The sequence below is a fragment of the Kitasatospora sp. NPDC085464 genome, from assembly GCF_044541955.1.
In the GTDB taxonomy this organism is placed as follows: domain Bacteria; phylum Actinomycetota; class Actinomycetes; order Streptomycetales; family Streptomycetaceae; genus Kitasatospora.
Genome location: NZ_JBITTM010000042.1, coordinates 46,684 through 73,124 on the forward strand (window position 1 = coordinate 46,684; position 26,441 = coordinate 73,124).

Annotated in this window: 22 protein-coding genes and 2 pseudogenes; 11 read left to right on the top strand and 13 right to left on the bottom strand. The window is 76.5% G+C overall.

The genetic code is table 11. The features are described 5' to 3' along the window. Nucleotides 1-52 precede the first annotated feature (52 nt). Nucleotides 53-1,366, top strand: a complete 1,314-nt coding sequence (locus tag ACIGG8_RS31845) for an MFS transporter (RefSeq protein ID WP_396552160.1) — start codon at nucleotides 53-55, stop codon at nucleotides 1,364-1,366. 67 nt (nucleotides 1,367-1,433) lie between these two features. Here ACIGG8_RS31845 and ACIGG8_RS31850 read toward each other — a convergent pair whose 3' ends face one another. Both ACIGG8_RS31850 and ACIGG8_RS31855 read right to left on the bottom strand, forming a co-directional pair. Then, complete coding sequence (locus ACIGG8_RS31850) at nucleotides 1,434-2,135, bottom strand: hypothetical protein (RefSeq protein ID WP_396552161.1); 702 nt, start codon at nucleotides 2,133-2,135, stop codon at nucleotides 1,434-1,436. Between the two features lie 230 nt (nucleotides 2,136-2,365). Continuing rightward, entirely contained in the window at nucleotides 2,366-3,130 is a 765-nt protein-coding gene (locus tag ACIGG8_RS31855) for a GntR family transcriptional regulator (RefSeq protein ID WP_396552162.1), read from the bottom strand. A 193-nt stretch (nucleotides 3,131-3,323) separates the two neighbouring features. On the opposite strand from ACIGG8_RS31855, the gene ACIGG8_RS31860 reads away from it, so the two are divergent. Both ACIGG8_RS31860 and ACIGG8_RS31865 read left to right on the top strand, forming a co-directional pair. Further along, nucleotides 3,324-4,049, top strand: a complete 726-nt coding sequence (locus ACIGG8_RS31860; protein ID WP_396552163.1) for an alkaline phosphatase family protein — start codon at nucleotides 3,324-3,326, stop codon at nucleotides 4,047-4,049. A 312-nt stretch (nucleotides 4,050-4,361) separates the two neighbouring features. Then, a complete protein-coding gene (locus ACIGG8_RS31865; RefSeq protein ID WP_396552164.1) occupies nucleotides 4,362-4,874 on the top strand; it encodes a hypothetical protein in 513 nt (170 codons plus the stop codon). Nucleotides 4,875-4,920: 46 nt separating this feature from the next. Here the strand turns inward: ACIGG8_RS31865 and ACIGG8_RS31870 are convergent, their stop codons facing one another. The 5 genes from ACIGG8_RS31870 to ACIGG8_RS31890 all read right to left on the bottom strand — a co-directional run bounded on the left by ACIGG8_RS31870 (nucleotide 4,921) and on the right by ACIGG8_RS31890 (nucleotide 11,044). Then, nucleotides 4,921-5,562 carry a DUF3592 domain-containing protein gene (locus tag ACIGG8_RS31870; protein ID WP_396552165.1) on the bottom strand — a complete coding sequence of 214 codons (642 nt, stop codon included), beginning with the start codon at nucleotides 5,560-5,562 and terminating at the stop codon, nucleotides 4,921-4,923. A 149-nt stretch (nucleotides 5,563-5,711) separates the two neighbouring features. After that, nucleotides 5,712-7,793: an NAD-dependent DNA ligase LigA gene (ligA, locus tag ACIGG8_RS31875; protein WP_396552195.1), complete on the bottom strand. Its 2,082-nt coding sequence runs from the start codon at nucleotides 7,791-7,793 to the stop codon at nucleotides 5,712-5,714. 114 nt (nucleotides 7,794-7,907) lie between these two features. Continuing rightward, complete coding sequence (locus ACIGG8_RS31880) at nucleotides 7,908-8,108, bottom strand: hypothetical protein (RefSeq protein WP_396552166.1); 201 nt, start codon at nucleotides 8,106-8,108, stop codon at nucleotides 7,908-7,910. A 176-nt stretch (nucleotides 8,109-8,284) separates the two neighbouring features. Next, a complete protein-coding gene (locus tag ACIGG8_RS31885) occupies nucleotides 8,285-9,103 on the bottom strand; it encodes a methyltransferase domain-containing protein (protein ID WP_396552167.1) in 819 nt (272 codons plus the stop codon). Between the two features lie 324 nt (nucleotides 9,104-9,427). Next, nucleotides 9,428-11,044: an FAD-dependent monooxygenase gene (locus ACIGG8_RS31890; RefSeq protein WP_396552168.1), complete on the bottom strand. Its 1,617-nt coding sequence runs from the start codon at nucleotides 11,042-11,044 to the stop codon at nucleotides 9,428-9,430. Between the two features lie 384 nt (nucleotides 11,045-11,428). Between ACIGG8_RS31890 and ACIGG8_RS31895 the strand changes: the two genes are divergently transcribed. From ACIGG8_RS31895 to ACIGG8_RS31905, 3 genes and pseudogenes are all read left to right on the top strand, one after another. Continuing rightward, entirely contained in the window at nucleotides 11,429-12,460 is a 1,032-nt protein-coding gene (locus ACIGG8_RS31895; RefSeq protein WP_350519572.1) for a glycosyltransferase family 2 protein, read from the top strand. A 253-nt stretch (nucleotides 12,461-12,713) separates the two neighbouring features. After that, nucleotides 12,714-12,977, top strand: a pseudogene (locus ACIGG8_RS31900) (LLM class flavin-dependent oxidoreductase); the annotation flags it as partial. Beyond that, nucleotides 12,905-13,351, top strand: coding sequence for a hypothetical protein (locus tag ACIGG8_RS31905; protein ID WP_396552197.1), 447 nt, complete (start codon nucleotides 12,905-12,907; stop codon nucleotides 13,349-13,351). The pseudogene ACIGG8_RS31900 and the gene ACIGG8_RS31905, both read left to right, overlap by 73 nt. A gap of 102 nt (nucleotides 13,352-13,453) precedes the next feature. On the opposite strand, the gene ACIGG8_RS31910 is transcribed toward ACIGG8_RS31905, so the two are convergent. Next, the gene (locus ACIGG8_RS31910; protein WP_396552198.1) at nucleotides 13,454-13,726 is read right to left on the bottom strand and encodes a hypothetical protein; all 273 of its coding nucleotides are present in this window, start codon (nucleotides 13,724-13,726) and stop codon (nucleotides 13,454-13,456) included. Between the two features lie 104 nt (nucleotides 13,727-13,830). Here ACIGG8_RS31910 and ACIGG8_RS31915 point away from each other — a divergent pair, with 104 nt between their 5' ends. Together ACIGG8_RS31915 and ACIGG8_RS31920 are read left to right on the top strand one after the other, a co-directional pair. Next, nucleotides 13,831-14,565 carry a hypothetical protein gene (locus tag ACIGG8_RS31915; protein ID WP_396552169.1) on the top strand — a complete coding sequence of 245 codons (735 nt, stop codon included), beginning with the start codon at nucleotides 13,831-13,833 and terminating at the stop codon, nucleotides 14,563-14,565. Between the two features lie 245 nt (nucleotides 14,566-14,810). Next, nucleotides 14,811-15,518: a hypothetical protein gene (locus ACIGG8_RS31920; protein WP_396552170.1), complete on the top strand. Its 708-nt coding sequence runs from the start codon at nucleotides 14,811-14,813 to the stop codon at nucleotides 15,516-15,518. A 50-nt stretch (nucleotides 15,519-15,568) separates the two neighbouring features. On the opposite strand, the gene ACIGG8_RS31925 is transcribed toward ACIGG8_RS31920, so the two are convergent. Continuing rightward, entirely contained in the window at nucleotides 15,569-16,342 is a 774-nt protein-coding gene (locus ACIGG8_RS31925; protein ID WP_396552171.1) for an SDR family NAD(P)-dependent oxidoreductase, read from the bottom strand. Nucleotides 16,343-16,861: 519 nt separating this feature from the next. On the opposite strand from ACIGG8_RS31925, the gene ACIGG8_RS31930 reads away from it, so the two are divergent. Continuing rightward, nucleotides 16,862-17,695 carry a hypothetical protein gene (locus ACIGG8_RS31930; protein ID WP_396552172.1) on the top strand — a complete coding sequence of 278 codons (834 nt, stop codon included), beginning with the start codon at nucleotides 16,862-16,864 and terminating at the stop codon, nucleotides 17,693-17,695. A 70-nt stretch (nucleotides 17,696-17,765) separates the two neighbouring features. On the opposite strand, the gene ACIGG8_RS31935 is transcribed toward ACIGG8_RS31930, so the two are convergent. Both ACIGG8_RS31935 and ACIGG8_RS31940 read right to left on the bottom strand, forming a co-directional pair. After that, entirely contained in the window at nucleotides 17,766-18,464 is a 699-nt protein-coding gene (locus tag ACIGG8_RS31935; protein WP_396552173.1) for a response regulator, read from the bottom strand. Continuing rightward, nucleotides 18,461-19,765, bottom strand: a complete 1,305-nt coding sequence (locus tag ACIGG8_RS31940) for a sensor histidine kinase (RefSeq protein ID WP_396552174.1) — start codon at nucleotides 19,763-19,765, stop codon at nucleotides 18,461-18,463. Before ACIGG8_RS31940 ends, ACIGG8_RS31935 begins: the two co-directional genes overlap by 4 nt. Nucleotides 19,766-20,152: 387 nt before the next feature. Between ACIGG8_RS31940 and ACIGG8_RS31945 the strand changes: the two genes are divergently transcribed. Then, a complete protein-coding gene (locus ACIGG8_RS31945; protein WP_396552175.1) occupies nucleotides 20,153-22,345 on the top strand; it encodes an MMPL family transporter in 2,193 nt (730 codons plus the stop codon). A 134-nt stretch (nucleotides 22,346-22,479) separates the two neighbouring features. On the opposite strand, the gene ACIGG8_RS31950 is transcribed toward ACIGG8_RS31945, so the two are convergent. Further along, the gene (locus tag ACIGG8_RS31950; protein WP_396552196.1) at nucleotides 22,480-22,941 is read right to left on the bottom strand and encodes a pyridoxamine 5'-phosphate oxidase family protein; all 462 of its coding nucleotides are present in this window, start codon (nucleotides 22,939-22,941) and stop codon (nucleotides 22,480-22,482) included. A 15-nt stretch (nucleotides 22,942-22,956) separates the two neighbouring features. Next, nucleotides 22,957-23,283: pseudogene (locus tag ACIGG8_RS31955) on the bottom strand (VOC family protein); the annotation flags it as partial. 143 nt (nucleotides 23,284-23,426) lie between these two features. Here ACIGG8_RS31955 and ACIGG8_RS31960 point away from each other — a divergent pair. Continuing rightward, nucleotides 23,427-26,417: an ATP-binding protein gene (locus ACIGG8_RS31960; RefSeq protein WP_396552176.1), complete on the top strand. Its 2,991-nt coding sequence runs from the start codon at nucleotides 23,427-23,429 to the stop codon at nucleotides 26,415-26,417. Nucleotides 26,418-26,441: the final 24 nt, after the last annotated feature.

Genomic DNA, 26,441 nt, shown 5'->3' on the forward strand with positions numbered 1-26,441 from the left:
TCCGCCGCCGCGGCGGACGCCCGCGCGGACAGCGGCGAGGATGCGGTCACCGGTGAGGCCGGGGGCTCCGTCAAGGCGGCCGGCTCCGTCGCCGGCTCCGTCGCGGAAGAGCTGCCCGGACTGTGGCACAACGCCGACTTCCTGCGGTTCTGGCTGGGCGAGACCGTCTCACTGCTCGGCACCCAGGGTCACCAACCTCGCACTCCCGCTGACCGCCATCGGCGCCTTCGGCGCGAGCGACGAACAGGTCGGCCTGCTGCGCTTCCTGCAGCTCGTCCCCTACCTCGGGCTCGCCCTGCTGATCGGCGTCTGGACCGACCGGGCCCGGCGCCGGCCGGTCATGCTCGGCGCCAACCTGGTGCGGCTGCTCCTGCTCACCCTCGTCCCGCTGCTCTACTGGTGGCACGCGCTCACCCTGCCCGTGCTGATGGCGATCGCCTGCGCGGTCGGCACCGCCTCGGTGGTGTTCGACGTCAGCTGGATGTCGTACGTGCCGGTGCTGGTCAGGAGCCCCGAGCACTACGTCGAGGCGGGCGCGAAGATGAGCGCCGCCTCCTCGGCCGCCGACGTGGCCGGGCCCGGGCTGGCCGGCGTCCTGGTGTCGGCCCTCGGCGCCCCGGCGGCCCTGGTCGTCGACGCCTGCTCGTACGCGGTGTCCGTCCTGTCCCTGCTGCTGATCCGCACCCCCGAACCGCGCCCCGCAGCGGCCGCCCGACGGCACCTGTGGCGCGAACTGCGCGAGGGCCTCGACTGGGTCCTGCGGGACCGGGTGCTGCGGGCGTTGGCCCTGGTCGGCTTCTGCTGCAACTTCTCGATGGTCACGGTGTGGACGATGTTCCTGCTCTACGGCACCCACGACCTGCACCTCGGCTCGACCGCCCTCGGCACCGTCCTCGCGACGGCCTCCGTCGGCGGACTGATCGGCGCCCTGGTCTCCCGGCGGGTCATCGCGCGCTTCCCGCTCGGCCGGGTCTACCTGACCGCCCAGACCGCGCTGCTGCTCGGCCCGGGCCTGATCCCCGCCGCCGCCGGGCCCCGGCCGGTGATGCTCGCGATGTTCGTGCTGTCCTTCTTCACCACCTACCTGGGCCTCGGCGTGGCCGGGGTCGTCATCGTCAGCCTCCGCCAGGCCGTCACCCCGCAGTCGATGATGGGCCGGATGACCGCGGCCTTCCGCACCCTGCTGTACGGCGGCGGCGCTCTCGGCGGGCTGTCGGCCGGCCTGCTCACCGGCCGGCTCGGCGCCCGGGGCGCCCTGACGGTGGCCGCGGTCGGCTCCGCGGCCGTCGTCGTCGCCCTGGTGCTCTCGCCGGTCAGCCGGCTGCGCACCCTGCCGGCGGCGGCGCGGCGGCCGACGGGCACCTGAGCGCCGCGCCCGGAACGCCCGGGGCCGGCCGGTCGCGCACCGGCCGGCCCCGGCGGCTCCCGGACCGTCAGGCCGGCCAGTCCAGGCAGTACTCGTGCATCTGCCCGCCGAGGTGGTTGCGGGCGTGGGCGTGCATCCGGCGCAGGTACACCGGGTCGGCGGCGAGCGCGGAGTAGCCCCGGCCGCGGCGCACCGGCAGGCCGGCGGTGTCGGCGAGGTACACGTCCAGGCCCGGGTACATCAGCTCGATGCAGGGCAGGTCGTCGACGTCCAGCGCGAACACCGGGTACTCGCCGTGCTCGTCGGCCGCCCCGGTGGCCAGCACCCGGCGCGAGTCCGAGCCGCCGGGCAACAGGAAGCACTCGTCGAAGCGCTCCGACAGCGCCCCGAACGGCAGGCCCCAGCCCTCGCCGAACTCCGCGGCCGCGATCTCGCCGAGCGGACGCGGCGTGAACACCAGGCCGTCCCCGCTGCCCCCGCCGTTCCCGTTGCGCTCGCCCTCCCCGCTCCCACCGTCCTCGGCGAACCAGCCGAAGCGCCGCAGCAGCCCGGAGTCGAACGCCAGCCACCGCCGCAGGCTCGGCGGCAGCGGCCGCCCGCTCGGGAACACCGCCCCCGCCAGCACCCCGGGCGGCACCGGCCGCGGCTGCCCGTCCACCCACGGGCCGGCGAAGCGGTCGTGATCGAGGACGGGGCGCTGCGGATCGGCCAGGACGGCGGCGATGGCACGCTCGGTCAGGGCGACGCCGTGCTCGGCGGCGGAGGTCATCACGGTCTCCGGGGAGTGCGGTGAGTGCTGCGGCGGGCGGGGACGAGGACAACGTACGCGCCGCCTCCGACAGCCGGCGGCCCCGGCCCGGGGCCCTCAGCCGGCCGGCAGGGCGCAGACGACGTCCTCCTCGACCGCCCACAGGTGGGGCCGGCAGGTCCGGGGCGACCCTCTCGTCGACTCCATCCGTGTCCGCCCTGCCCGGACGGTCCCTCGGGCGGGTGGCCCCGTCAGGCGGGCGGGGCGCCGAGGGCGAGGGTGAAGCTGAAGCGGTCGCCGCGGTAGAGGGCGCGCACCTGCTCCAGCGGGCGGCCGGCGGCGTCGAGGCTGCGACGGTGGAGCAGGAGCATCGGCAGCGCGGGCGGGGTGCCGATGAGCAGTGCCTCGCGCGGGGTGGCGAGGACGGTCTCGATGCGCTCGTCCGCGGCGCCGAGGTGGACGCCGTGGTCGCGCAGGTAGCCGTAGAAGGAGCTCTCGGGGTCGAAGTCCCGGTCCAGGTCCGGGACCCGGGCGACGGGCACGTAGGTGGACTCCAGCCCGACGCGCTCCTCGTCGGCGCGCAGCACGCGCTCCAGGTGCCACAGCGGCTCGCCCTCGGCGACGTCCAGGCGTTCGGCCAGCGCCGGGTCGGCGGGCAGGCGGTCCAGGGCGACGAGGGTGCGGCCGGGGCGCAGGCCCTGGCGGGTGACGCCCTCGGTGTAGCTGGTGAGGGCCAGCGGCTGCTCGATCTTCGGCCCGGCGACGACCGTGCCGCGGCCCTGGCGGCGCAGCCGGCCCTCCAGCAGCAGTTCGCGCAGGGCCTGACGGACCGTGGCGCGGGCGACGCCGTGACGCTGCGCCAGATCGGCCTCGGTGGGCAGCCGGCCACCCGGGCCCAGGTCGGCGATGAGCTCTTCGAGCCGGGCCTTGACCAGGTAGTACTTGGGCACCCGGCCGTGCTCGGGCACGCCGGCGCGGGCGGGTTCGGCACCGGCCCGGGGGGTGGGGTGGTTCACCGCGCAAGCCTACCGAGCGGCCCGTGGACCGGCCGCGCCCGGGCGAAAGGTCACGGAACGATAACCGGTCTGGACTGAATTTCGGCGGTTGTTCATACAACCGTGGATTCGGAGAGGGCCCCGCCTCGCCCGGCCGCCCCATCCTCGGTGCCGGTGCAACTGCACCGACCCGCCGCCCAGTTGGGAGTCCCCGATGCGCACCTCCCGCTCCACCCGCACCGCTGCCGCCATCGCGACCGCCGCCGCCACCGTCGCCGCGCTGATCCCGCTGTCCGCCGCCGCCTCGGCCGCCACCACCTCCGCTGCCCCGGCCGCCGCGGACGGCTCGTACCAGGGCCTGCCGAACGGCACCCAGCAGGCCAAGACCCTGGTCATCGGCATCGACGGCACCCGCTACGACAAGCTGCTCACCGCCGACGCGCCCAACCTCAAGGCCCTGATGGCCGCCGGCACGACCGCCACCAGCAACCTCTACGCCAACCCGCTGGCGCCCACCCTGTCCGGCCCCGGCTGGTCGACCATCGCCACCGGCGCCTGGCCCGACAAGCACCAGGTCAAGGACAACACCTTCACCGGCGCCCGATTCGACCTCTACCCCGACTTCGCCACCCGCCTGGAGAACGCCGACCCCGCCGCCTCCACCCTGGTCATAGGCTCCTGGAACCCCATCACCGCCAACGTCTTCAACGGCCGCGCCGACCTGCGCATCCCGGAGAGCGAGAACGACCCCAAGACCGCCTCCGACGCCGCCGACTACCTCGCCCACGGCAACCCGGACACCACCTTCCTGCACTTCGACGAGGTCGACGAGGCCGGCCACGCCCACGGCGGCGCCAGCGCCGACTACCTGGCCGCCATCCACTCCGTCGACGCCCTCGTCGGCCAGGTCGTCCAGGCCGTCAAGTCCCGCCCCACGTAAGGCGACGAGGACTGGCTGATCCTCGTCACCACCGACCACGGCCACACCGACGCCGGCGGCCACGGCGGCAACAGCGCCAACGAGCGCCAGACCTTCCTGATCGCCGACGGCACCGGCCACACCCCCGGCTCGCGCCGCTACGACGTCAAGCCGGTCGACATCGCCCCCGCCGTCCTCAAGCACGAGGGCGCCGCCATCGACCCCGCCTGGCAGCTCGACGGCAAGCCCATCGACGAGATCACCCCCGACGCCTTCGACGCGCTGCGCCCCAGCCTGCAGACCCGCGTCGACGAGAGCGGCATCCCGGCCACCGTGAAGGGCTGGACCCACACCCCGCCGGCCGGCTGGAACATCGACAACTCCCGGATGCCCAGCGGTGGCGTCACCGAGTGGCGAGGCTGGGCCTTCGCCACCGACGAGTTCTGGACCGCCGCCCAGCTCGGCCAGTCCCGCGAGACCAACGTGCGCGCCCGCAACGTCTTCGCCGTCGCCGACTCCGACGAGTGGGACGACAAGGCGCACGGCGCCGGCCAGTTCGACTCCACCCTGGTCAGCCCCGCCTACCCGGTGGCCGGCCCCGGCCGCGGCACGCTCTCCTTCGCGACGGACTACAAGGTCGACGGCCCGCAGACCGGCGACGTGTACGTGGTCTTCGACAACGGCGCCCCGCAGCTGGTGAAGTCCTACCGCAGCGACCTCAACACCGTCGAGCACCTTTCCGTCACCGTCCCGGCCGGCGCCACCACCGCCCGCTTCCAGTTCCGCTACACCGGCACCAACAGCGCCTTCTGGACCGTCGACCAGGTCACCTTCACCACCTCCTGACCCGGTACGGCCCACGGGCGGGGCGCGCCCCGTCCGCCCCGGAGGTTCAGTGGAAGGACGTCGGGCCGGAGAACGTGCCGGGGCACAGGGGGTGGGCGGACCCCGCGGTGCAGACGACGTGGGTGGGATAACCGCTGGGCACCCAGCCCGGCTCCGGGGCCTGATGACCGGGGACCTGATGACCGGGGAACTGCGGGCCCGGAGAGGTCAGCGGCGCCGGAGCGTCCGCCTCACCGTGCACGGCCCGGAGACCGGCGACGGCGCAGAGCACCCCGACGGCGACGACCACCAGGCCGGCGACGGCCCCCGCGACCAGGGGAGCGGTGACCCCGGACGGGTGCCGGTCGGTGGTCACCACGCGCTGCGGCCGCTCGGGCAGGTACCGCACCGGCACCCGGTCGCCCACCACGCGCAGGGCGCCGGGGCGGTCCCGGAACCGGACGTCCCGGCCGTCCGCGGTGCGGAACCCCATGATCACGTGCCGTTCGGTGGACGTGTGCCGCTCGGAGCCCGTTCCCCACGTCTCCGTCGTCACAAAGGTCTCCAGGCACCGGGCCTGGGCCGTCAGCCCCTGCGCCAGGATCCGCGCCCGCAGCCTGACCCGGAGCACCACCGCGGCCAGGGCCGCCACTCCCGCGGCCGACCCGACGACACCGAGCACCGCCCGGACGACACCGCCGTCCGCCATGTCCACCCCCCGTGGAAACCGTTTGCCGTGGCTACGAACCACCGCCTGGGAGACGGTGATCGGCTCCCCGCGGTTCCGCCGGCGGATACGGGCGCGGATGCGGGCGCGGATGCCGCCCGCCCGTCAGCCCGTTCCGTCAGCCCGTCCCGTCAGCCCTCGGGCAGGTGGTCGGCGACGAGGACGGCGAAGTCGTCGGGGGTGACGATGCGGATGCCGAGCTCCTCGGCCTTGGCCCGCTTGGAGCCGGCCTTCTCGCCCGCGACCAGCAGGGTGGTGCGCTTGGAGACCGACGAGGACGCCTTGCCCCCGGCGCGCTCGATCAGCTCGTTCATCTCGTTGCGGGACAGCGCGGCGAGCACGCCGGTCATGCTGCCGGTCACGACGACGGCCTCGCCCGCGAGCGGCCCGGCCTGCGCCGCGCCCTCCTCAGCCGCGCCCTCCTGCGCCGGGCCCCCGCCGGCCGGGCCCGGCACGGCCGGAGCCTGCGGCGCACTGACGGCGGTGCCCACGCCCCGGGCCGCGAGGCGGTCCAGCAGCGGTGCGAGCTCGGCGAGTTCGGCGACGACGACCCGGGCCTTCTCCGGGCCGATGCCGTCCACCAGCGCCAGCGTCTCGGCGTCCGCGGCGCGGATCGCGGCCATCGAACCGAAGTGGGCGGCGATCCGGCGGGACATGGTGCGCCCGGTGCCGCGCACGCCGAGCGCGCAGAACACCCGGTTGAGCGGCTGCGTGCGGGCGGTCTCGATCGCGGCGAGCAGGTTGTCGGTGCTGGTGTCGCCCATCCGCTCCAGGCCGAGCAGCTGCTCGCGGGTGAGCGAGAACAGGTCGGCGACGTCGGCGACCAGGCCGGACTCGACGAGCTGGACGGCGCGGGTGCCGCCCAGGCCCTCGATGTCGAGCTGGTCGCGGCCGGCCGCGTAGATCACCGAGGCGACGGCCTGGCAGTTGCGCCCCCGGGCGCAGCGCCAGCGCTGCTCGCCGGTGTCGATGGCGTCCCCGCAGCGCGGACAGACCTCGGGGAAGACGATCGGCCGCTCCTCGCCGGTGCGCTCCTCGACCAGCGGCGCCTCGACGCGCGGGATGACGTCGCCGGCGCGGTAGACGAACACCCGGTCGCCGAGCATCAGCCCGCGGCGGGTGATGTCGGCCGGGTTGTGGAGGGTGGCGTAGGTGACGGTCACGCCGTCGATGACGACCGGCTCCAGGACGGCGCGCGGGGCGATGATGCCGGTGCGCCCGACGTTCCACTCGACGTCGAGCAGACGGGTGACCTTGTGCTCGGCGGCGAGCTTGCGGGCCACGGCCCAGCGCGGCGCGCGGGAGCCGGACCCCGCCTCCTGCCGGTCCGCCGCGGCGTCGGCCTTGACCACGACGCCGTCGATGCCGAACGGCAGTTCGGCGCGGAGCGCGGCGATCTCGTCGATCTGCTGCCGGGCCTCCTCCAGCGTCGCGCAGCGCGCCGGGCGGGCGGCGGTGGTGGCGGCGGTGTTGGCCCCGAGGGCGGCCAGGCGCTCCAGCAGGGCGCTGTGGGTGAGGCCCTCGTCGAGGCCGACCGCGCCGTAGCCGAAGAAGGTCAGCTCGATGCGGTACGGGCGGTCCTTGGCGCGCAGGGTGCCGGCGGCGCCGTTGCGCGGGTTGGCGAAGGGGACGGCGCCGTGGGCGGTGCGCACCTCGTTGGCGTGCTCGAACTGCTCGCGGGTGAGCAGGACCTCCCCGCGCAGCTCGACGTCGACCGGCTCGGCGAGTGCGGCGGGCAGGCCCAGCACGGCGTCGGCGGCGTGGCTGATGTCCTCGCCCGCGAGGCCGTCGCCGCGGGTGATCAGCCGCTCCAGGCGCCCGGCGCGGTAACGGGCGGCCACCGCCAGCCCGTCCAGCTTGGGCTCCACGCACCACGCGGACACCGGACGGCCCAGGCGGCGCTCCAGCCCGGCCGCCCAGTCCGCCAGCTCCTCCGCCGAGAAGACGTTGTCCAGCGACAGCATCGGCACGCTGTGCGGCACGTCGCCCCCGACCGCGCCGCCGGCGACCTTCCCGGTGGGGGAGTCGGGCAGCACCTCGTCCGGGTGTGCCTCCTCGTAGGCCGCGACGGCGCGCAGCAGGGCGTCGTACTCGTCGTCGCCGAGCGCCGTGGCGCCGTCGGTGTAGTAGGCGGCGGCCGCCCGGACGGCGGTGGCAACGGCGTCGGCGTAGTCGCCGGGGGTGAGCAGAGCGGCGTCGTTCATGGACGGCATCATCGCCGCCGGCACTGACAACCGACCCTGGAACAGGTGTCCGACCGGGCCTGCGTGCCCCGGCTCCCGCCCGGAGGGCCCGGCGGGGCGGCCGGGCCTCCGGGCGGGGTCGGATCAGGGGAGGTAGCGCTCCAGGGCGGCGGCGCCCTTGCGCTCGATCTCCTGCCGCGCCCATTCGAGCCGGCTGGGCGTGACGTCGCGGCCCGACGCCATCACGAGGTCCTCGGGGTCGAAGGGACGCTCCCCTCCGCTGTAGAGCTGCCGCTGCATCCCGGACGCCGACTCCGGCACGCCCTCGTTCATCGGTTCGCGCATGTCCATCACCTCATCGCTGGTGCCCGTACGCACGGTCCTTCGATGGTCGTTCCCGCGGCCGGACCGTGGCGGGTGGAGTACGACCAAGTTACTCCGTCCGGGTGAAACCGCCCCCCGGGCGGCCCGAGGACCGGGGCAGCCGGGTCGCCCGCGCCGACGGCCGGGGGGGGGGGCGGTCAGCCCGGCTTGTGCGCGACGGCGGCGAACATCGTCACCGACAGGTGGAAGGCGCCCTGCCCGGCGGCCTCCTCCAGACCGGCCAGGAGCCGGTCGCGCTGCGCCCCGGTGATCAGGCCCCGCCCGGCGGCCGCGTCGGCGAGCCCGAGGACGATCGGCCGGCTGACGGTGCGGGGGTCGTGCAGCAGGACGTCGGCGCCGAGCGCGTCGACGGTCAGGCCCGCCGCGGCCAGCCAGCCCGTCAGGCGGCGCCCGGCGTCCGGGGTGGCGGCGGTGGCCAGGGCGACGGCGGCCAGCGCGGGGCGGACCTCCGGGTCGGCCGGGTGCAGGACGAAGGTGGACCAGTCGGTGTCGAGCAGGGCCACCCGGCCGCCCGGGCGCAGCACCCGGGCGATCTCCGCGACGGCCCGCGCCGGGTCGTCCAGGTGCTGCAGGACGCGCTCGCACCGGACCGCGTCCACCCCGGCGTCGGGCAGCGGCAGCGCGAGCGCGTCGCCGTCCAGGAACCGGGCCGCACTGCCCGCCCCGGCGGCGCGCCGCTCGGCGACGGCGCGCAGGCCGGGGTGGGGTTCGAGTCCGGTCGCGGTGCCGTCCGGGGCGACCGCCGCCGCGAGCACCACGGTCTCGGAGCCGGTGCCGCAGCCGACGTCCAGCGCCCGCTCGCCGGGGCGCGCGGCCAGCTGCGCGTGCGCCCACTCGCGCAGCCGCCGCACCCCGGCCGAGGCGGCCTGGACGTCCAGCGCGGCGACCAGGCGGTCGGTGAGCGCGGGATCGGCGTTGGCCGTGTGGAAGGCCGAGGTGGGGCCCGGGTCGCTCATGGCGCTCACTATAGGCAGTTGCTCGGACACCGTCCGTGCCGCGCGGCGAGCCGATCGCCCGGTCCTGCGCCGTCCGGGCCGGGGGCTGCCGGGTCGGCTCCGCCGGCGTCGGCCCTGCGTGCGCCGGGCACGTCCGCACCGGCCCTGCCCGTACCGGCTCCGCGCCCGCGGGCCGCGTGGCGGCCCCCCGTTTCCGTGTCGTCCCCTCGATCATGATCCACAATCTACGTTCCCCGGGCCGCAGTTGATGCACGATCAGCCGCTTCCGCATCCGGCGGGCGGGGGCCGACGGGCGGGCGGGGGCCGGCGCGGACCGGCGGGCGCTCAGACCGGGGCGAAGGTGCGGCGCAGGTGGGCCACCAGGCGGGCCGGGTCGGCGGCGGGCAGACGGGCGGCGAGGTAGCCGTCGGGGCGGACGAGCAGGGCCTCGCCGTCGCCGGGCCGGTAGGCGGCGTGGAAGGCGGCGCCGGTGTCGCGGACGACGGGCAGGCGCAGGCCGTCCGCCACCGCCGGGGAGGCGGGGGATCCCTGGGCGAGGACGGCGTACACGTCGAGCAGGCCGTGGGCGGCGGCGTGGGCGGCGGCCGCGCAGGCGTGCAGGGTCTGCGCGTCGGTGGCGGGGCCCGCGGCGAGCAGCAGGGTGTGACGGGTGCCGCGCAGCAGTTCGTGCAGGCGCTGCGGGTAGGCGGTCAGGGGGCGGGTGAGGCCGGCGCAGTCGGGGGCGCGGTCGCCGGGGGCGGGGCGGGTGCCCGGGGCGGGCTCGGTCAGCGGGCCGTCGCGGTAGCCGACCAGGAGCTGGGCCTCGCGCAGGACCGGGGCGGCGGGGTCCTCGGGGTCGCTGTCGAAGCCCGCGCGGGCGTGGCGCACGGTGCGGGAGACGACCTCCTCGCCGACGGGGTGGCGCTCGGCCTGGTAGCTGTCGAGGAGGGTGTCGGTGGCGGCGCCGCGGACGGTCAGGGCGAGCTTCCAGGCGAGGTTCCAGGCGTCCTGGATGCCGGTGTTCATGCCCTGGGCGCCGGTGGGCGGGTGGATGTGGGCGGCGTCGCCGGCCAGCAGCAGGCGCCCGGCGCGGTAGCGGTCGGCGAGGCGGTGGCTGATCCGGAACACCGAGGACCAGCGCAGCGCGGAGGCGGTGGCGGGCCGCGGGGAGAGGCGGTCCAGGACCTGCTGGATGTGCCGCAGTTCGGGGGCGCGGCCGCCCTCCAGGCCGTGCGCGACCCCGGCGGCGGGGGCGGTGGCGAGCTCGGGCGGGACGTTCATGGACACCCGGTAGCGGCCGCGCCCGGGCAGCGGGACGCACACCAGCGCGTCGGTGCCGCCGTCGGCGGTCCGGCGGGTCGAGCGCACGACGTAGCCGGGCGGCAGGTCCCAGTCGAGCTCGACGTCGCCGAGCATGTACTGCTCGGGGAAGGCGTCGCCGCCGAAGCCGATCCCGGCGGCGTGGCGCACCGTGCTGTGGGCGCCGTCGCAGCCCACGACCCAGCGGGCGGTCAGCTCGCGCGGCCCCGCGGGCGTGGCCAGGGCGACGCGCACGACCTCGTCGTCCTGCTCCAGGCCGAGCACCTCGGTGCCCCGCTCGACGGTGCCGCCGCACCCGGCCAGGTGCTCGGCGAGCAGCCGCTCGGTGGTGTCCTGGGGCAGCGCGGCGAAGCGGTACGGCACCTCGGCGGGCAGGTCGAGGTCGAGGCGCGGGCCGGGTTCGCCGTCGACGAAGGCGAGCTGGCCCAGCAGCGGCACCGCCTCGTCCAGGACCCGGCCCACCAGCCCCATCGCGTCCCAGAGCTCCAGGGTGCGGGGCTGGATCCCCACCGCCTTGGCGTAGGGCTGCGGGGCGTCCAGCCGGTCGACGACCCGGCAGCGCACGCCGCGCCGGCACAGCTCGGCGGCCGCGGTCAGGCCGACCGGGCCGGCGCCCACGACCAGCACGTCGGTGTCGTCCATGCCCGCTCCTCGGCCGCCCGGCACCGGCGGTGCCGCCCGTACTCCCAGGCTGCCCTCCGCCCCGGCGTCCCGCCCGGCGGAGGCCGTGGGACGTCCCGGCGGCCGCGGCGTACGGGTCCGGCGTGCGGGTTCGGGGCCCGGGTCCGGCGTGTGGGCCGGGGCCCGGGGCCGGCGGGAATGTCCCCTGTACGGGTGCTACTGGTTTGCGAACGGTTGACGCCGGGCACGTCCGCTCCACAGATCCGCAGCCTCTACGACACCTACCGTTCGCCCAACGTTCTTGTACGGTCCCTACATTCGGGCCACTGCCGGTGATCGGCCGTCGGCGGTGCGTGCCCGCCCGGCCCGTCCGGCGCGCGTCCGCACCTGAGGAAAGGCCGCCCGATGGCCCCCCGCCTGTCCGTCGTCGTCCCGATCTACAACGTCGAGCGTTACCTCGCGGAATGCCTCGACTCGATCGCGGCCCAGACCTTCCAGGACTTCGAATGCGTCCTGGTCGACGACGGCTCCACCGACGGCGGCCCCGCCATCGCCGAGGAGTACGCCGGCCGCGACCCGCGCTTCCGCCTGGTCCGCCAGGAGAACCAGGGCCTCGGCGCCGCCCGCAACACCGGCTGGCGCCACCTGACCCCCGGCACCGAGTACCTGGCCTTCGTCGACAGCGACGACACCCTGCCGCCGCACGCCTACCAGCTGATGATCAGCACGCTGGACGAGACCGGATCCGACTTCGTCACCGGCAACGCGCTGCGCCTGCGCACCAGCGGCCTCACCCCCTCGCACGGCCACCGCCGCGCCTTCCGCGAGACCCGGCTGCGCACCCACGTCAGCGAGGTGCCCGCCCTGGTCACCGACCGCACCGCCTGGAACAAGGTCTACCGGCGCTCCTTCTTCGACGCTGCGGGCATCCTCTACCCCGAAGGCATCCTGTACGAGGACGCCCCGGTCAGCGTGCCCCACCACTTCCTCGCCGAGCGGGTCGACGTGCTCGCCGAGCCGATCTACCACTGGCGGGTGCGCGAGGACGGCGACCTGTCCATCACCCAGAAGAAGACCGACCCGCGCGGCGTGGTCGACCGGGTCCGCTCGATGGAACTGGTCCGGGAATGGCTGCTCGCCCGCCCCGAGCCGGAGTTCGCCGAGCACCTGCGCGCCTACGACCACAACTGCCTGGTCGAGGAGATCCCGATGTTCTTCTGGTCCGTCCCGGACGGCGACCGCGCCTACCGGGAGGCCTACCAGCAGCACGTCAGCCGACTGCTGCGGGCCATCGGCCCCGAGCGGCTGGCCGCCCTGGGCAGCCGGCTGCGGCTCAAGTACCGCCTGACGCTGGCCGACCGGATGCACCGCTTCGTCGCCGTCCAGCGCCTGCACCGCCTCGCCCGCCGCACCCGCCAGGTCGCCACCCGGAGCTGACACCGGGCCGCCACCCGGGGCCGAGGCCAGGTCGCCACCCGGGGCCGGCGCCGGGGCCCTCGGGCCGGAACGGCCACCGCCCGTCCTGCTCCTGCTCCTTACCCCTGCTCGGGGTGCGGCCCCGGCTGCGGCCCGGTGGCCGGACCCTCCTCAGCAACCCTCGCCGCCTCCACCCGCCGGCTGCGGCCCCGGCCTCCTGGTCACCAGCAACCGGTTCCGCCACCCCGCCCTGCTCGGCACGACGGCCACCACCGTGGACGTCATCTCGCACGGACGCCTCGTCATGTGCCTCGGCGTCGGCGGCACCCACCAGCCGCCCGGAGCCGGCGGCACCGCCGGGCCGAACCCCGCCGCCGCCGAATACGCCGGACACGGCCTGAGCTTCGTCCCGCCCCGCGAGGGCAGCGACCGCCTCGCCGAGACCCTCACCGTGCTGCGGGGCCCGTGGACCCGGGACGTCTTCGACCTCGACGGGCGCCACAACTCCCTCCACGGGAACCGCCACCACCCCGAACCCGTCCAGCAGCCGGGCCCGCCGATCCTCATCGGCGGCCGGGGAACACGCCTGCTGCGCCTGGTGTCCGCCTGTTCGGCCACCAGGCGGCCACCAGGACCATCCCCGGCCCGCCCCACGACACCGTCGACCACGTCCGCGAACGCAGCCGCGTCCTCGACGCCCACTGCGCCGCGATCGGCCGCGACCCGCGCACGATCACCCGCTCCGTCCGGTACACCGTCTCCTGCGACGACCCGGCCCGGGACCGGGCCGTCCTCGCCGAACCGACCGCCGCGGGCTTCACCCCCCTCGTCCTCGGCCTGCGCAGCCCCGACCCGCCGGGCGTGGCGCGGTGGCTGGTCGACGAGATCGTCGGACCGCTGCGCCACGGCTGACCCGGGGGAGCCCCGGCTGCCGTCCGGTCGTGCGCCGTCCGGCCGGGCGGTGCCCGGTTGCGTAGTGCCTGGTCGTGTGACGTCCGGTCGTGCGCCGTCCGGTCAGGCGGTGCCCGGTCGTGCGGTGCGCGGCCCGGCGGCGTCGAGCGCGGCGAGCAGCCGGGCGCGTACGTCGGCGGCGGCCTCGCGGGTGACCGGGTCCTCGCTCTCCAGCTGCGGGGCGATCAGCTCCACGGCCGCGGCCAGGAGCGGAAGGGGCACCTCGGCGGTGCGCAGGTGGAGGAGCTGCGACGCCGCGCGCTCGCCGGGCGTGGGCGGGGTGGGGGCGCCGGGGATGAGGGCGGTGATGCCCCGGGGGAGCTGACTGTCGGTCACCCGTCCATTCTCCCGCCTGCGCACCGGTGGAGATCACCGGGCGCAGCCGTGCGGCGGGGTAAAGGACGTGCCGCCGGGCGGCCGGGGGCGGGATGATGACCGCCATGAGTGCGATCATCAGCTTGGATCTGGCCGGCTTCGTCCCACGCGAGGACGGGAGCGGCACCGGGGGCGGAGACCGGGTGTGGGACGACCCGCAGGGGATGGTCCTGTCCGTCCACGACTTCGCGCTCGTGCCGGACCTGGTGGCCCCGCTCGACGCGGGCGAGCGGCTGCTGCGCGAACTGGCCCGCCACACCGCGCGGAGCGGGGCCGCGCTGATCGAGGCGCAGGTGCGCGACCTGGGCGGGGTGCCGGGCCTGTGGCAGCTCGTCAAGGTGCCCAGGGCGACCGGCCGCGGGCAGGTCTTCATCGGGGCGTGGACGGTACCGCGCGACCGGTGCAGCGTGGTGCTGAAGGTGCAGGCCGCCGAAGGCCCGGTCAGCGGCATGCGCGAGGCGGTGGTCGCCGACCGGGTCGGCTTCGACTCCTACGTCCGCCCCCACCCCTACGACCCCGACCTGCGCGGCCCGCTGCCGTACCACGTGGCCGACCTCCCGGAGTGGGACGCCCACTTCCCCACCCACCCGCTGACCCTGGTCCGCCAGACGCTGGCCCGGGTCGGCGCGAGCGCGGTGCTCGACGACCGCTTCCGGGCCCTGCCCCCGTTCCCCGGCCCCGCACCCGACGGCGGCGCATCCGACGGCGGTGCATCCGGCGACGGCGCCGACGACGTCCCGGCCGCCCCCGCCCCCGCCCCGGCGGAGGCGCCGCGCCGCCGGTGGTGGCGAGGACGCTGACGGGGCCGCCCAGCCCGCGCACGGGAAGTCGGACCGGCCGACTTCCCGTGCAGCGACACCGCTCCGCGCCGCCGACTCCCAGGATCGGTGCACCACGGGGTGCCCTGCCGATCGGCAGGGCACAACACCCGCGGAGAGCGGGACTTTTATGCCGATCGGCACATGTGCGCGAGGGGGTGCGGCGGCCACGCTTGGGGACATCGAGACGGCGGCCGCCCGGGCCGTCGGAGGGAGGGAAACCCACCGTGTTCCGCATTCGTACCCGCATCCGCAGCCGCGCCTCTGCCCGCGCATGTGCCCGCGCCCGTGTCAGTGCCCGTGCCGCCCGGGGCGTCGCCGCGGCCGGGCTGGCGCTCGTGGCGCTCACGGGCGTCGCCCCGGCCTCCGCCACCGGCGCCGCGTCCGCCACCGCTCCGTCCGCCCGGCAGGACGGCCGGGCCGCGCGCCCGGCGAGCGTCAGCGGCACGGCCCGGATCTCGTACGCCCTCTCCCCGGACGACGAGATCCGGTTCACCGTCGACGCCCTGGCGGCCCCGTACACCCACCGCTTCCCGGGCACCGGTGCGGCCGAAGGCCTGCCCACCGACGCCCGGGGCACCGTCCGCTACTCCCACCGCAAGGCCGACACCGGGAAGGTCTACAGCGCCGAGGCCCAGGTGGACTGCCTGAGCACCGGCGGCCCGGTCGCCACGCTGACCGCCGTCGTCACCAGGTCGGACGTCGGCAACACCGGCGAGCGAATAGGTCTGAGCATCTACCAGGGCAGCGGCCACGGTGACGCCCGCCTCGGGTTCTCCTGGGGCGTGGCCAACATGGACGTGGGCGCGGACGGCAAGCCCTACCAGCCGGTGGTCGGCACCTGCATGGCCCCGGCCCCGTTCGCCCCGGTCCTGCGCGGCGGCTTCACCGTCCACCACACCGAACTGGAGGCCCCGGGGACGGCCGGCCGCTGACCGCGCCCGCGCGGCGGCGATCCCGCCCCACTTCCGGCCTCGGTCCCGCCTCACTTCCCGACCACGAGGCGGCCGATCGTACGGCCGAGGAGGCGGGGTGCCAGGCGCCGGGCCGTCCACATCGCCCGGGTGCCGCGGCCGGGGAAGGCCCACAGGTGTCCGCGGGCCAGGGCACGGTCCATCGAGTCCAGGACCGCCTCCGGGTCCAGCCCCCGGACGTTGCCCACCAGTTCGGGGGAGTCGGCGCGCATCCGGTCCAGCATCGGGGTCTCCACGGCGGGCGGGCAGACGCACACCACCCGGATCCCGTCCCCGCGGTGCTCGGCCGCGACGGTCTCGGCGAGGAAGTGGACCGCGGCCTTCGCCGCGCCGTACGCCCCGCCCATCGGCACCGGCACCCAGCCGGCGATGGAGCCGAACAGCACCACCTGTCCGCCGCCCCGCGCGGCCATGGCCGGCACCACCGCCCGGACCACGTGGAGCGTGCCGCCGTACACGACGTGCATCACGCGCAGGGTGTCCGCCGGGTCCTGGTCCAGCAGCCGCCCCATGGCGGCGACGCCCGCGCAGTGCACCAGTCGGCGGGGCGGGCCCAGCGCGTGGCCGATGTCGCCGACCACGGTGGCGACGGCCAACCGGTCGGCGACGTCGCAGACGAACGGGCGCACCCCGGCGGCCTCCGCGGTCAGGGCGTCGAGGCCGGCCGCGTCCACGTCCACCGCGGCCACCGCCCACCCCGCCCGGGCCAGCCGTAGCGCCGCGGCCCGTCCGATCCCGCCGGCGGCACCGGTGACCAGGGCCACCGCACCCGGTGAAGACGACATCCGCACGCTCCTCGGACTCCTCGGACTGCTCGGACCGCTCGACGGCTCGACTGCCCGCGCACCAGGGCCTGTCCCCGGTGCGTTCCGGCACCGGAGGTCATGCCTTCCCACCCCGCCGGGATCCCACCCGCCGGGGGCCCGCCCTGTCCGTACGGAGCCCCGCCCGTACGGTGCGCGACCGCCGCCGCCGCCGTCAGGTGCGGCCCGGGCACGGGCGGGGCCGCCGTGCGACGGTGAATACAGGACCGCGGCTCCCGGGCACGCGTGGCGCACCGCGTGACGGGTCCCGGCAGGCCACGGGTCGGCGCGGCCGCCGGAGGATGCACCATGCACGCGAGGGACAGGACACCGGGAGAGCCGGAGGGCGAGCACAGGGGTGAGCACGGCGACGCCCGCCCCGACGCCCGCCCCGACACCCACGGGGAGGCACGCGGGGAGGAGCCCCAGCCCCCGCCGCCGGGGTCACCGCTGCCGAGGTCACCGGCGCCGTCGGACCCGCCGCCGGGGGTGCCCGAGCGGATGACCGCCCGGCAGGCCCGTCAGGCCCGACGGGCGGCCGAGTGGGGCAAGGCGAAGTACCTCGGCTCCTGGGCCGAGAACCTGTGGGGGCGGTTGGACGCGGTGGACTTCCTCAGCCAGGCCATGGTGCTGGCCGCCACGCTGCTGCTGTGCGCCGTCCCGTTCATGCTGGTGGTGTCAGCCCTGGCCGGGCGGTCGGCGGTGGCCGGGCTGACGTCGCGGCTGGGCCTGAGCCCGGAGGCCTCCGCCGACGTCGGCCACCTGTTCGCCTCCTCCTCGACCACGTCCTCGGCGGTCACCGGCCTGTCGTGGGTCTTCTTCATCGGGGGCGGCCTCGCCGCCGCCGTCTCGATCCAGCAGCTGTACCAGCGGGTCTTCCAGCTGCCCAAGCACGCCTGGGACAGGCTGCGCGCACTGGTCTGGCTGGCCGTGGTGGTGGGCTGGCTCGCTCTGGCCGCCCTGGTGGGCCACACGTTCCACGCGAGTCAGCCGGTGCTGTGGTGGATCATCGGCGTCGCCGTCTGCGTCCTCTTCTGGTGGTTCACGATGTGGTTCCTGCTGGGCGGGCGTGTCGCCTGGCGCCGGCTGCTGCCGTGCGCGGTCGCCACCGGCGGGTTCTGGATCGGCATGCTGCTCGTCTTCCACTTCACCTTCTCGGGCATGGTCATCGGCAACGAGCAGGAGTACGGGCCGATCGGGGTGGTGTTCACCCTGATGTCGTTCTTCATCGCGATCGGTGTGGTGATCATCCTGGGCGCGTCCACGGGCATGATGTGGCACGACCGGGGCATGTCCTTCCGGGCGGCGGTCCGCCGAATACGCCGGACGCCGTAGCCCCCGCCACCCGCTGTCTGCCCCGCTACCCGGGCCCGGCCGCCGCCCGCCCTTGCTACCCCGCCCCCCGCTACCCCGCCCCGCCGCCGCCCGCCCCGGCGGTGACCAGGCCGGACTCGTAGGCCGCGATGACCGCCTGGGCGCGGTCCCGGACGTCGAGCTTGCCGAAGATGCTGGTGATGTAGTTCTTCACCGTCGACAGGCTGATGTCCAGGGCCCGGGAGATCTCGGCGTTGTCGAGGCCGGTGGCCATCAGGCGCCACACCTCGACCTCCCGGGGCGTGAGCCCGCCGGTGTCGGCGACGGGCGGCGGGGCGCCGAGGGGGGCCCGGACGTAGGTGGAGATCAGCCGGGTGAGCAGGCGCGGGGCGACCACCGCCTCGCCGGTGTGCACGGTGCGGATCGCCGCGCCCAGCTCCTCCGGCGAGACGTCCTTGGGCAGGAACCCGTGGGCGCCGGCACGCAGCGCCGCCACCACGTACTCGTCCATGTCGAAGGTGCTGAGGGCGAGGACCCGGCAGGAGGGCAGGGCGCGGGCCAGCTCGCGGGTCGCGTCGACCCCGTCCAGCACGGGCATCCGGATGTCCATCACCACGACGTCGGGGCGCAGCAGGCGGGCGGCGGCGACGGCCTGCTCCCCGTTCTCGGCCTCGCCCACCACCTCGAAGGACGGGTCGGGGGAGAGGATCAGCGACAGGCCGCGCCGCACCAGCGGCTGGTCGTCCGCGATGAGGACCCTGATGCCCGGTCCCGGTGCCGCCGCGCTCACCGGGCCGCCGCCGTGCCGTGCTGGACGGCCGCGTCGGCCGTCTCCTCCGGGGCCAGCGGCAGCTCGGCCACCACGGCGAAGCCGCCCTCCGGCCGCGGGCCGGCCTCCAGGGTGCCGCCGTGCAGGGCGACGCGCTCGCGCATGCCGATCAGGCCGTACCCGCCCCGGCTCCCGCCCGCCGCCGTGTCCCGGCCGGGCGGCGCGGTGTCTCCGTCGAGGCCGCCGGCCCTCCCGCCGCCTCTCCCGCCGTCGTCGCGCACCTCGACGGTGACCCGGTCCGCGCCGTACGTCAGGAGCACGCTCGCGCGGGCGGGCCCCGCGTACTTGCGGGCGTTGGTGAGGCCCTCCTGGACGATCCGGAACACCGTCAGGCCGACGGTCGGCGGCAGCGGGCGCCGGGGCCCGTGGACGTCGAGGTCGGTCGGCAGCCCGGCCAGGCGGGACTCGGCGACCAGCCGGTCCAGGTCCTCCGCCCCGGGCTGGGGCGAGGGCAGGCCGGCGTCCGGCTCGTCGCCGGCCCGCAGCACGTCCAGGAGCTGGCGCATCTCGCGCAGGGCCAGCCGCCCCGAGGACTCCAGGGTGACCAGGGCCTCCCGGACCACCTCCGGGTTGGCGAGGTTGGCCCGGGCGCCGCCGGCCATCAGCTGCATGGTGGTGATGTGGTGCGCCACGATGTCGTGCAACTCCCGTGCGATGCGTCGGCGTTCGTCGGCCACCGCGCGGTCGGCCAGCAGCTCGCGGTTGGCCTCCACCTCCCGCTGCCAGCGCGCGATCGCGACGCCGGCGCCGGCCACCAGCAGGGCGGCGGCCGGCGCGCTGACGGCGGCCTGCCAGGTCGGCATGCGCAGGTTGCTCTGGCCCAGCACCGTCAGCACCGACGCCACCGCCACGGCCGCCGCCGTCCGCGCGACGGGGACGGCCGTGGCCACCGTGTACAGGGCGACCGCCAGGACGGCGCCGAAGTGGGGGCTCGGCGGTGGTGCGGACAGGTCGGCCGCGGTCCCCAGCGCCAGGACACCGGCCAGCGCCGCGACCGGACGCCTGCGTCGGGCGAGCAGCGGCAGGGCCGTCAGGGCGACCAGGAGGAAGCCCGGCAGGCTCGCCTCCCGGTCGACGCCCTCCCCGTTGAACACCAGGTAGCCGAGCAGGTCGATCGTGCAGGCGGCGGCCGCCACCAGCGCGTCGGTGTTGCTCCACGGAGCGCCGTCGGCGTCCGACGAGGGGTCCGCCGCCGCGCCGGGCCTCCGGCCGGGGTCCACCCCGTGCCCCGCGTCCGCCGCGGGGCGCTGAAGCCCGCCCATGTCCGTTCCCCTCCGTGTCGTTCCCGTGCCGTACCCGCGCCGCCACCGCCGGCGACCGACCGTCCGCCGACCTGGACGACCGCCCGCCACCGGACGACCGTCCCGGAACGGCGCTGATCAGCTGCGATGACGCCATTCTGGCATCGGTCCACCCCGCTCCCGCATGGTCCCCACGGTCGATCGCCGGCCCCGGACCAGGACCACGGTCCTGGGTCCGGCCCCGGTCGGGGACCCGGGGCCCCGGTGCGGATCGTCCCGCGCGAGGACGTCCGGGGCATGCTCCGGGTGATGGTCTGGAACCCGTCCGGGAGCCCCCGGAGCCGCCCCGGGACCCCCGGGAGCCGAGACCGACCTGCGGACGCTCGCGTCCACCGCCGGAGGATTTTCGTGATCCGCGCACTGACCGGATACGCCACCAGGAACCCGTGGAAGGTGATCACCCTCTGGGTGGTGCTGGGGATATCCCTGACCCTGCTGAGCCCGATGCTGCTCTCCCGCGTCACCCAGTCCCAGACCGGGGACTTCCTGCCCCGCAGCTACGACTCGGCCGCCGCGCTGCGGATCGCCGAGGAGAACTTCGGGGCGAGGCCCGACGCCACCACGGTCACGGTGCTGGTGGCCAGGACGGACGGCAAGCCGCTCGCCGCCGCCGACCAGCAGCGGATCGAGGCCGAGGCGGCGAAGCTCGCCCAGCGCCGGGTCGTCATGCCCCGGAAGAAGGACGATCCGGCCTTCCTCGTCCCCGACCGCTCGCAGACCCCCCGGATCGCCCCCGCGATGGTGGCCCCCGACCGCGGCTTCGAACTCCTCTCCGTCGAACTGACCGGGAACGCCGCCGACGAGGGCGTCCAGGGCGTCTACCGGACCTTCCGGGACACCGCCCGGGCGCAGTTCGCCGAGGCCGGGATGCGCACCGGGTTCACCGGGGGACTGGCCGACTCCGTCGACACCGCCGACGCCAACCGCACCGCCGCGACGGTCGGCGGCGCACTCGTCGTCGGGCTGATCGTCCTGCTCAACGTGCTGGTGTTCCGCAGCGTCCTCGCGGCCCTGCTGCCGCTGCTCGCGGTCGCCTTCATCGGCGGCGTGGCCGGGGGCGCCGTGGCCGGCGCCGCGATGCTGACCGGCCTCAAGCTCGACGCCGGCACCCCCGGACTGGTCAGCGTGGTGCTGCTCGGCATCGGCGTCGACTACCTGCTGTTCCTGCTCTTCCGCTTCCGCGAGCAGCTGCGCGCCCGGCCCGAGCAGCCCGCCCGCGAGGCGGCCGCCCAGGTCTGCGCCCGGGTGGGCACCGCGATCACCTCGGCCGCGCTGACCATCGTCGCCGCCTTCGCCACCCTCGGCGTGGCGAGCTTCGGCCAGTTCCGCTCGCTCGGCCCGGCCATCGCCGTCGCCGTCCTGGTCATGCTGCTGGGCAGCCTCACCCTGATGCCCGCCCTGCTCGCCGCCTGCGGCCGCGGGATGTTCTGGCCCTCCCGCAGCCTGCGCCGGCAGCCGCGCGAGGGATTGGCCGCCCGCTTCGGCGCGGTGGTGGCCCGGCGCCCGCTGCCGATGCTGCTCGCCGCCGTCGCCCTGCTCGGCGCCCTGACCGCCGGGACGGCCGGGATCCGGATGGACTACGGCGTGGGCGGCGCCGGGGAGAAGACCCCGGCCGCCGTCACCGCCGCCGAGATCTCCCGCACCCTGCCGGCCGGCGTCTCCGACCCGACGAGCGTCTACGTCCTCGCCACCGACGGCACCGCCCTCACTACCGGACGGCTCGACGACCTCGCCCGGGCGGTGGCCCGGGTCGACGGCGTCGGCACGGTGGGCGCCACCGTCCTCAACGCGGACCACCGTGCCGCCCGGATCGACCTCTACCTGAAGGCCGATCCGCAGAGCCAGCGCGCCCGCGACCTGGCCTCCGGCCCGGTGCGCGCCGCCGTCGCCGCCCACACGCCCGCCGGGACCACCGCCCACGTCGGCGGCACGGCGGCGATCTTCGCCGACGTCGCCACCGCCGTCGACCACGACCTGGCGGTCGTCTTCCCGGTCGCGGCCGCCCTGATCGCCCTGATCCTGCTGCTGCTCCTGCGCAGCCTGCTCGCCCCGCTGGTCCTGATGCTCTCCGTCGGGCTCGGCTTCGCCGCCACCCTCGGCGCCGCCACCCTGCTGTTCCAGCACGGACTGGGCGAACCGGGCGTCAGTTTCACCCTCCCGCTGGTGCTGTTCCTGTTCGTCGTGGCCCTGGGCACCGACTACAACATCCTCATCACCGACCGGATCCGCGAGGAGATGCGCACCCCCGGCCCGGCCCGCGCGGCCGTCGCCCGCGCCGTGCGGCACACCGCGCCCGCCGTCGCCACCGCCGGTCTGGTCCTGGCCGGCTCCTTCGCCAGCCTGGCCACCACCCCGGGCAGCGAACAGGTGGCCTTCGCGATGACGCTCGGCATCCTGCTCTCCGCCGTCGTCCTGTCCCTGGTCCTGGTGCCCGCCGTCGCCGCCCTGTTCGGCCGCGCCCTGTGGTGGCCCGTGCGCACCGCCCGCCACGAGCGCACGGCCGCCGGGGCCCCGGAGCCGGCCCGGATCCCGGTGCCCTGACAGCGGGTGTCCCCGAACCGGCGGGGGCACGGCACCGACGAGGGGGCGGGCCCTGCCCGCCCCCTCGCCCGCATTCCCCCGGCCGCCCTCTCGCCCGCATTCCCCCGGCCGCCCCCGGACGGCCCTGCCGCCCGTCAGTCCAGCCAGCGCCCGTCGCGCATCAGCTCACGGCCGGCCAGCTCGTCCGCCTCGCGCCAGGCCTGGACCAGGCGCGGGGTGACCAGGAACCAGCGGTACGCCGTACCGAGCCCGCGCGGGTCGAAACCGGTGCGCGCCGCGAACCGGTCGCCCCGCTCCCGGGGCAGGGCGTCCATCGCCAGCACCTCCACCGTGCCCTCGACCACCGTCACGTCACGGGTGTGCCCCAGGGTCAGCCGGGCGGTGCCGCCCGCGGCCAGGTTGCGGCCGGTCGGGCCGTCCGCCACCGTCGCCAGCAGCAGCGCCCCGCCGTCCCAGTCGAAGGACAGCGGCACCAGGTACGGGGCGCCGTCGGGCGAGGCGCTGGCGAGCCAGAGGTCGACGTCCTCGGCGAGCCGGCGTTCGGTGTCACGGCGGCGCTCGGCGCGGGAGCGCGGGCCGTGGGTCGGCTCCTGCAGCAGGCCGATCGGGTTGCCGTCCGGGTCGACGAGGGTGGCCACCAGCCGTCCGCCGCCCACGTCGTGCACGGGCTCCTTCACGGTGGCGCCCGCGGCGGTCACCGCGGCCACGGCGGCCCCGATGTCCGGCACGTGCCAGTGGGCCAGCGGCGCGGTCAGACCCTGCGGCCCGCCGGCCGGCAGCAGCCCGATGTGCTGGCCGGCGGCCTCGAAGCCGACGTAGTACGGCTCGTCGGTGCGAGGCGGGGTTCCGAGCAGGGCCGCGTACACGGCCCTGGCCGCGGCCAGGTCGGACACCGGGTGCAGGACGGTCCTGATCCCGAGGATGGCGGAGCCGGTCACGGGTCACTCCTCTCGTCGCGGCCGACCGCGCCCTGGTGGCCGGTCGCCGTGGTCACAGCCTCGCCCGCCCGGGGTGGCGCCGCCTCCGTGCCGACCACGGAACCCGGTACGGAACTCCGTTGGCCGGCACCGATAATGAGCCGGTGTCGACTCCACTGATCTCGCCCCGGGAAGCCGACGTGCTCGCGCTGCTCGGCGACCACCTCAGCAACGCGGAGATCGCCGCGCAGCTGTTCATCTCGGTCCGTACGGTCGAGTCCCATGTCTCCTCGCTGCTGCGCAAGTTGGAGCTGCCGGACCGCCGGGCGCTGGCCCGGAGCACGGCCGCGCCCGCCGCCGCCCGCAGCGCCTCGGCCGACTCCGCCCACCAGCCGAGCCCGGCGCCCGTCCAACCGGCGCCCGTCCAACCGGCTCCCGCCCTCCCGGCGCCGCTGACCGCGTTCGTCGGCCGGGCGCGCGAGCGCGCGGAACTGGCCGAGGCGCTGCGGGCCCACCGGCAGGTGACCGCGGTCGGCCCGGGCGGAGTCGGCAAGACGCGGCTCGCGCTGGCCGTGGCGGGCGAACTGGCCGCCGGCTTCGCCGACGGCGTGCGGTTCGTCGACCTCGTCCCCGTCACCGACCCGCAGCGGGTGGGCGCGGCGGTGGCGGCGGCCGTGGGCGCGGGCGAGCAGCCCGGCCGGGGCGTCGACGACGCGGTGGTGGCCGCGCTGGCGGACCGCGAGGCGCTGCTGGTGCTGGACAACTGCGAGCACGTGCGCGACGGCGTGGCCCCGTTCGTGGAACGGCTGCTCACCGCCTGCCCGCGGGTGCGGGTGCTCGCGACCAGCCGGGCCCGGCTGATGGTGCCCTTCGAACGGGTCCTCGCGGTCCCGCCGCTGTCGCGGGTCGGCGGCGGCGACTCGGACGCGGTCGCCCTGTTCACGGCGCGGGCGGCCGCCGTCGGCCGGGCCCCGGACCGGGAGCGGCTCGGCGAGGTCGCGGCGCTGTGCGAACGGCTCGACGGCATGGCGCTGGCGATCGAGCTGGCGGCGGCGCGCTGGCCCACGCTCGGCCTCGACGGCCTCACCGCCGGCCTCGACGACCAGCTGCGGATCCTGGCCGGCGGCCCCCGCGCCGACGGCCGGCACCGGTCGGTGCGCGCGGTGCTGGACTGGAGCCACGACCTGCTCGAACCCCGGGACCGGGCGCTGCTGCGGCGGGTGTCGGCCTTCGTCGTGCCGTTCACCGCGCAGGCGGCGGCCGAGGTGGCCGGGTTCGCGCCGCTGGATCCGGCCGAGGTCGCCGACGGGCTGGGCCGGCTCGCCGAGCAGAGCCTGCTGGCCGTGACGCACGACGCGGCGGGCACCCGCTACCAGGCGCTGGAGACCATCCGGCAGTACGGGGCGGAACGCCTCGACGGGGCCGGGGAGTCGGCCGAGGTCCGCTCCCGCCACCTGGCGTGGTGCCTGGCCGGCGCGACCGCCCTGACGGGACGCCACCACCCGGACCAGCCGGACCACCCGGATCACCGGGACCACCCCGGTCACCCCGGTCACCTTGGTCACCCCGGCCACCCCGATCGCCCGGCCGGCCCGGTCCGGCGCGCCCGGTTCGACACCCTGGCCGAAGACCTCCGGGCCGCCCTCGCCTGGGCCGCCGACCGGCCGGAGCAGCGGGTACCGGCCCGCCGGCTCGCCCTCGCCCTGGCCGCACTCGCCTTCGACGCCAACCTGCTCGGCGAATCACAGCAGCGCTTCGAACAGGCCGCCGCACTCGCCGGCCCGACCGAGGACACCTCCGACGTCACCACCATCACCGCCACCGGAGACGCCACCTGCGACGCCGCCGCCGCGCTGCGCGAGGCCGCGGGGGTGGCCGGCTGCCGCAGACGCGGCGAGGACATGTTCCGCCTGCACCGCGCCGCCGCCGAGGCCGCCCTGCAGGCCGGCGACACCACCGGCGCCGCCCGCGACCTGGCCGCCGCCGCCACCGTCGCGTACCGCTTCTCCAGCACCTTCGCCCGGATCCCCGGGACGCCGGAGGTGAACTCCCTGCTCGCGCAGGCGCGGGAGCTGGCCGGCCCGGCGGACCCGGCCGCGCGGGCGGCCGTCGCCCTCGCCGAGGCCGCGGTCGTCGCGGACGCCTACGGCGCCGTCCAGGGCGACGCCGACAACACCGCGCACGAGACGGTCGGGTACGCCGAACGCGCAGTCGAACTCGCCCGCCTCACCGGGGACCCGGTCGCCGAGTCCGCCGCCCTCGACGCGCTCTCCGGCGCCCGCAGCTGGGCCGGCGAACCGTTCGGCGCCGCAGCCGCCGCGAGTCGCCGGATCGACGTCCTGGCCGGCGCGCCCCGCACCCCGGCCGGGACGCACGAGCTGGTGGACGCCCTCGCCATGGCCGCCGGAAACGCCCTCGGCGTGGGGCAGTTGGCGCAGGCCCGCCGGTGGAGCGGACAGCTCGCCGAGCACCCGCTGCTGGCCGAGGCGGGCCACCACGCCACGTCCTGGCTCCTGGTCACCGAGGCGTTCGCCGGCCGCGCCGACGCGGTGCTCCCGGGCGGCGCCACGTTCCTCGACGCGTGGGAACGGGGCGGCCGGCCACGGTCGTTCGTGCTCGGCCCGGCCGCCGCGGCGGTCGCGATGGTCCACGGGCTGCGCGGCGACCACGACGCCCGGGCGGCCTGGCTCGCCGTCGCGGACCGGGCCGGCCCCGTCCTGGACCACCGCCACGGCCACGGCGCGGTGTTCGACGCCGTCGTCCTGCTCCACCACGGCGACGCGCAGGCGGCCCTGGACCGCCTGGCACCGGAACCGGACCAGGTGTGGAAGTGGGTCTGCTGGGTCTGGCTGCACTGGTACGTGGCCCTGCGGGCGGAGGCCTCGGTGCTCGCCGGCCACCCGGACGCCCGCGGGCGGATCGCCGCGGCCCGCGCCGTGGTCGACGGCAACCCGGTCGCCTCCGCCCAACTCGACCGGGCGCAAGCCCTGCTGGACGGCGACCCGGCCGCACTGCCCGCCGTCGCGGCGGCCTTCGACGCGGCCGGCTGCCCCTACCAGGCGGCGCGCACCCTGCTGCTCGCCGGCGACGAGCACCGCCCCGCCGGCCGGTCGGCACTCGCCGTCCTCGGCCTCGCCCCGCCGCCCGCCCGCTGACGCGTCAGCCGCCCCGCCCGCCGG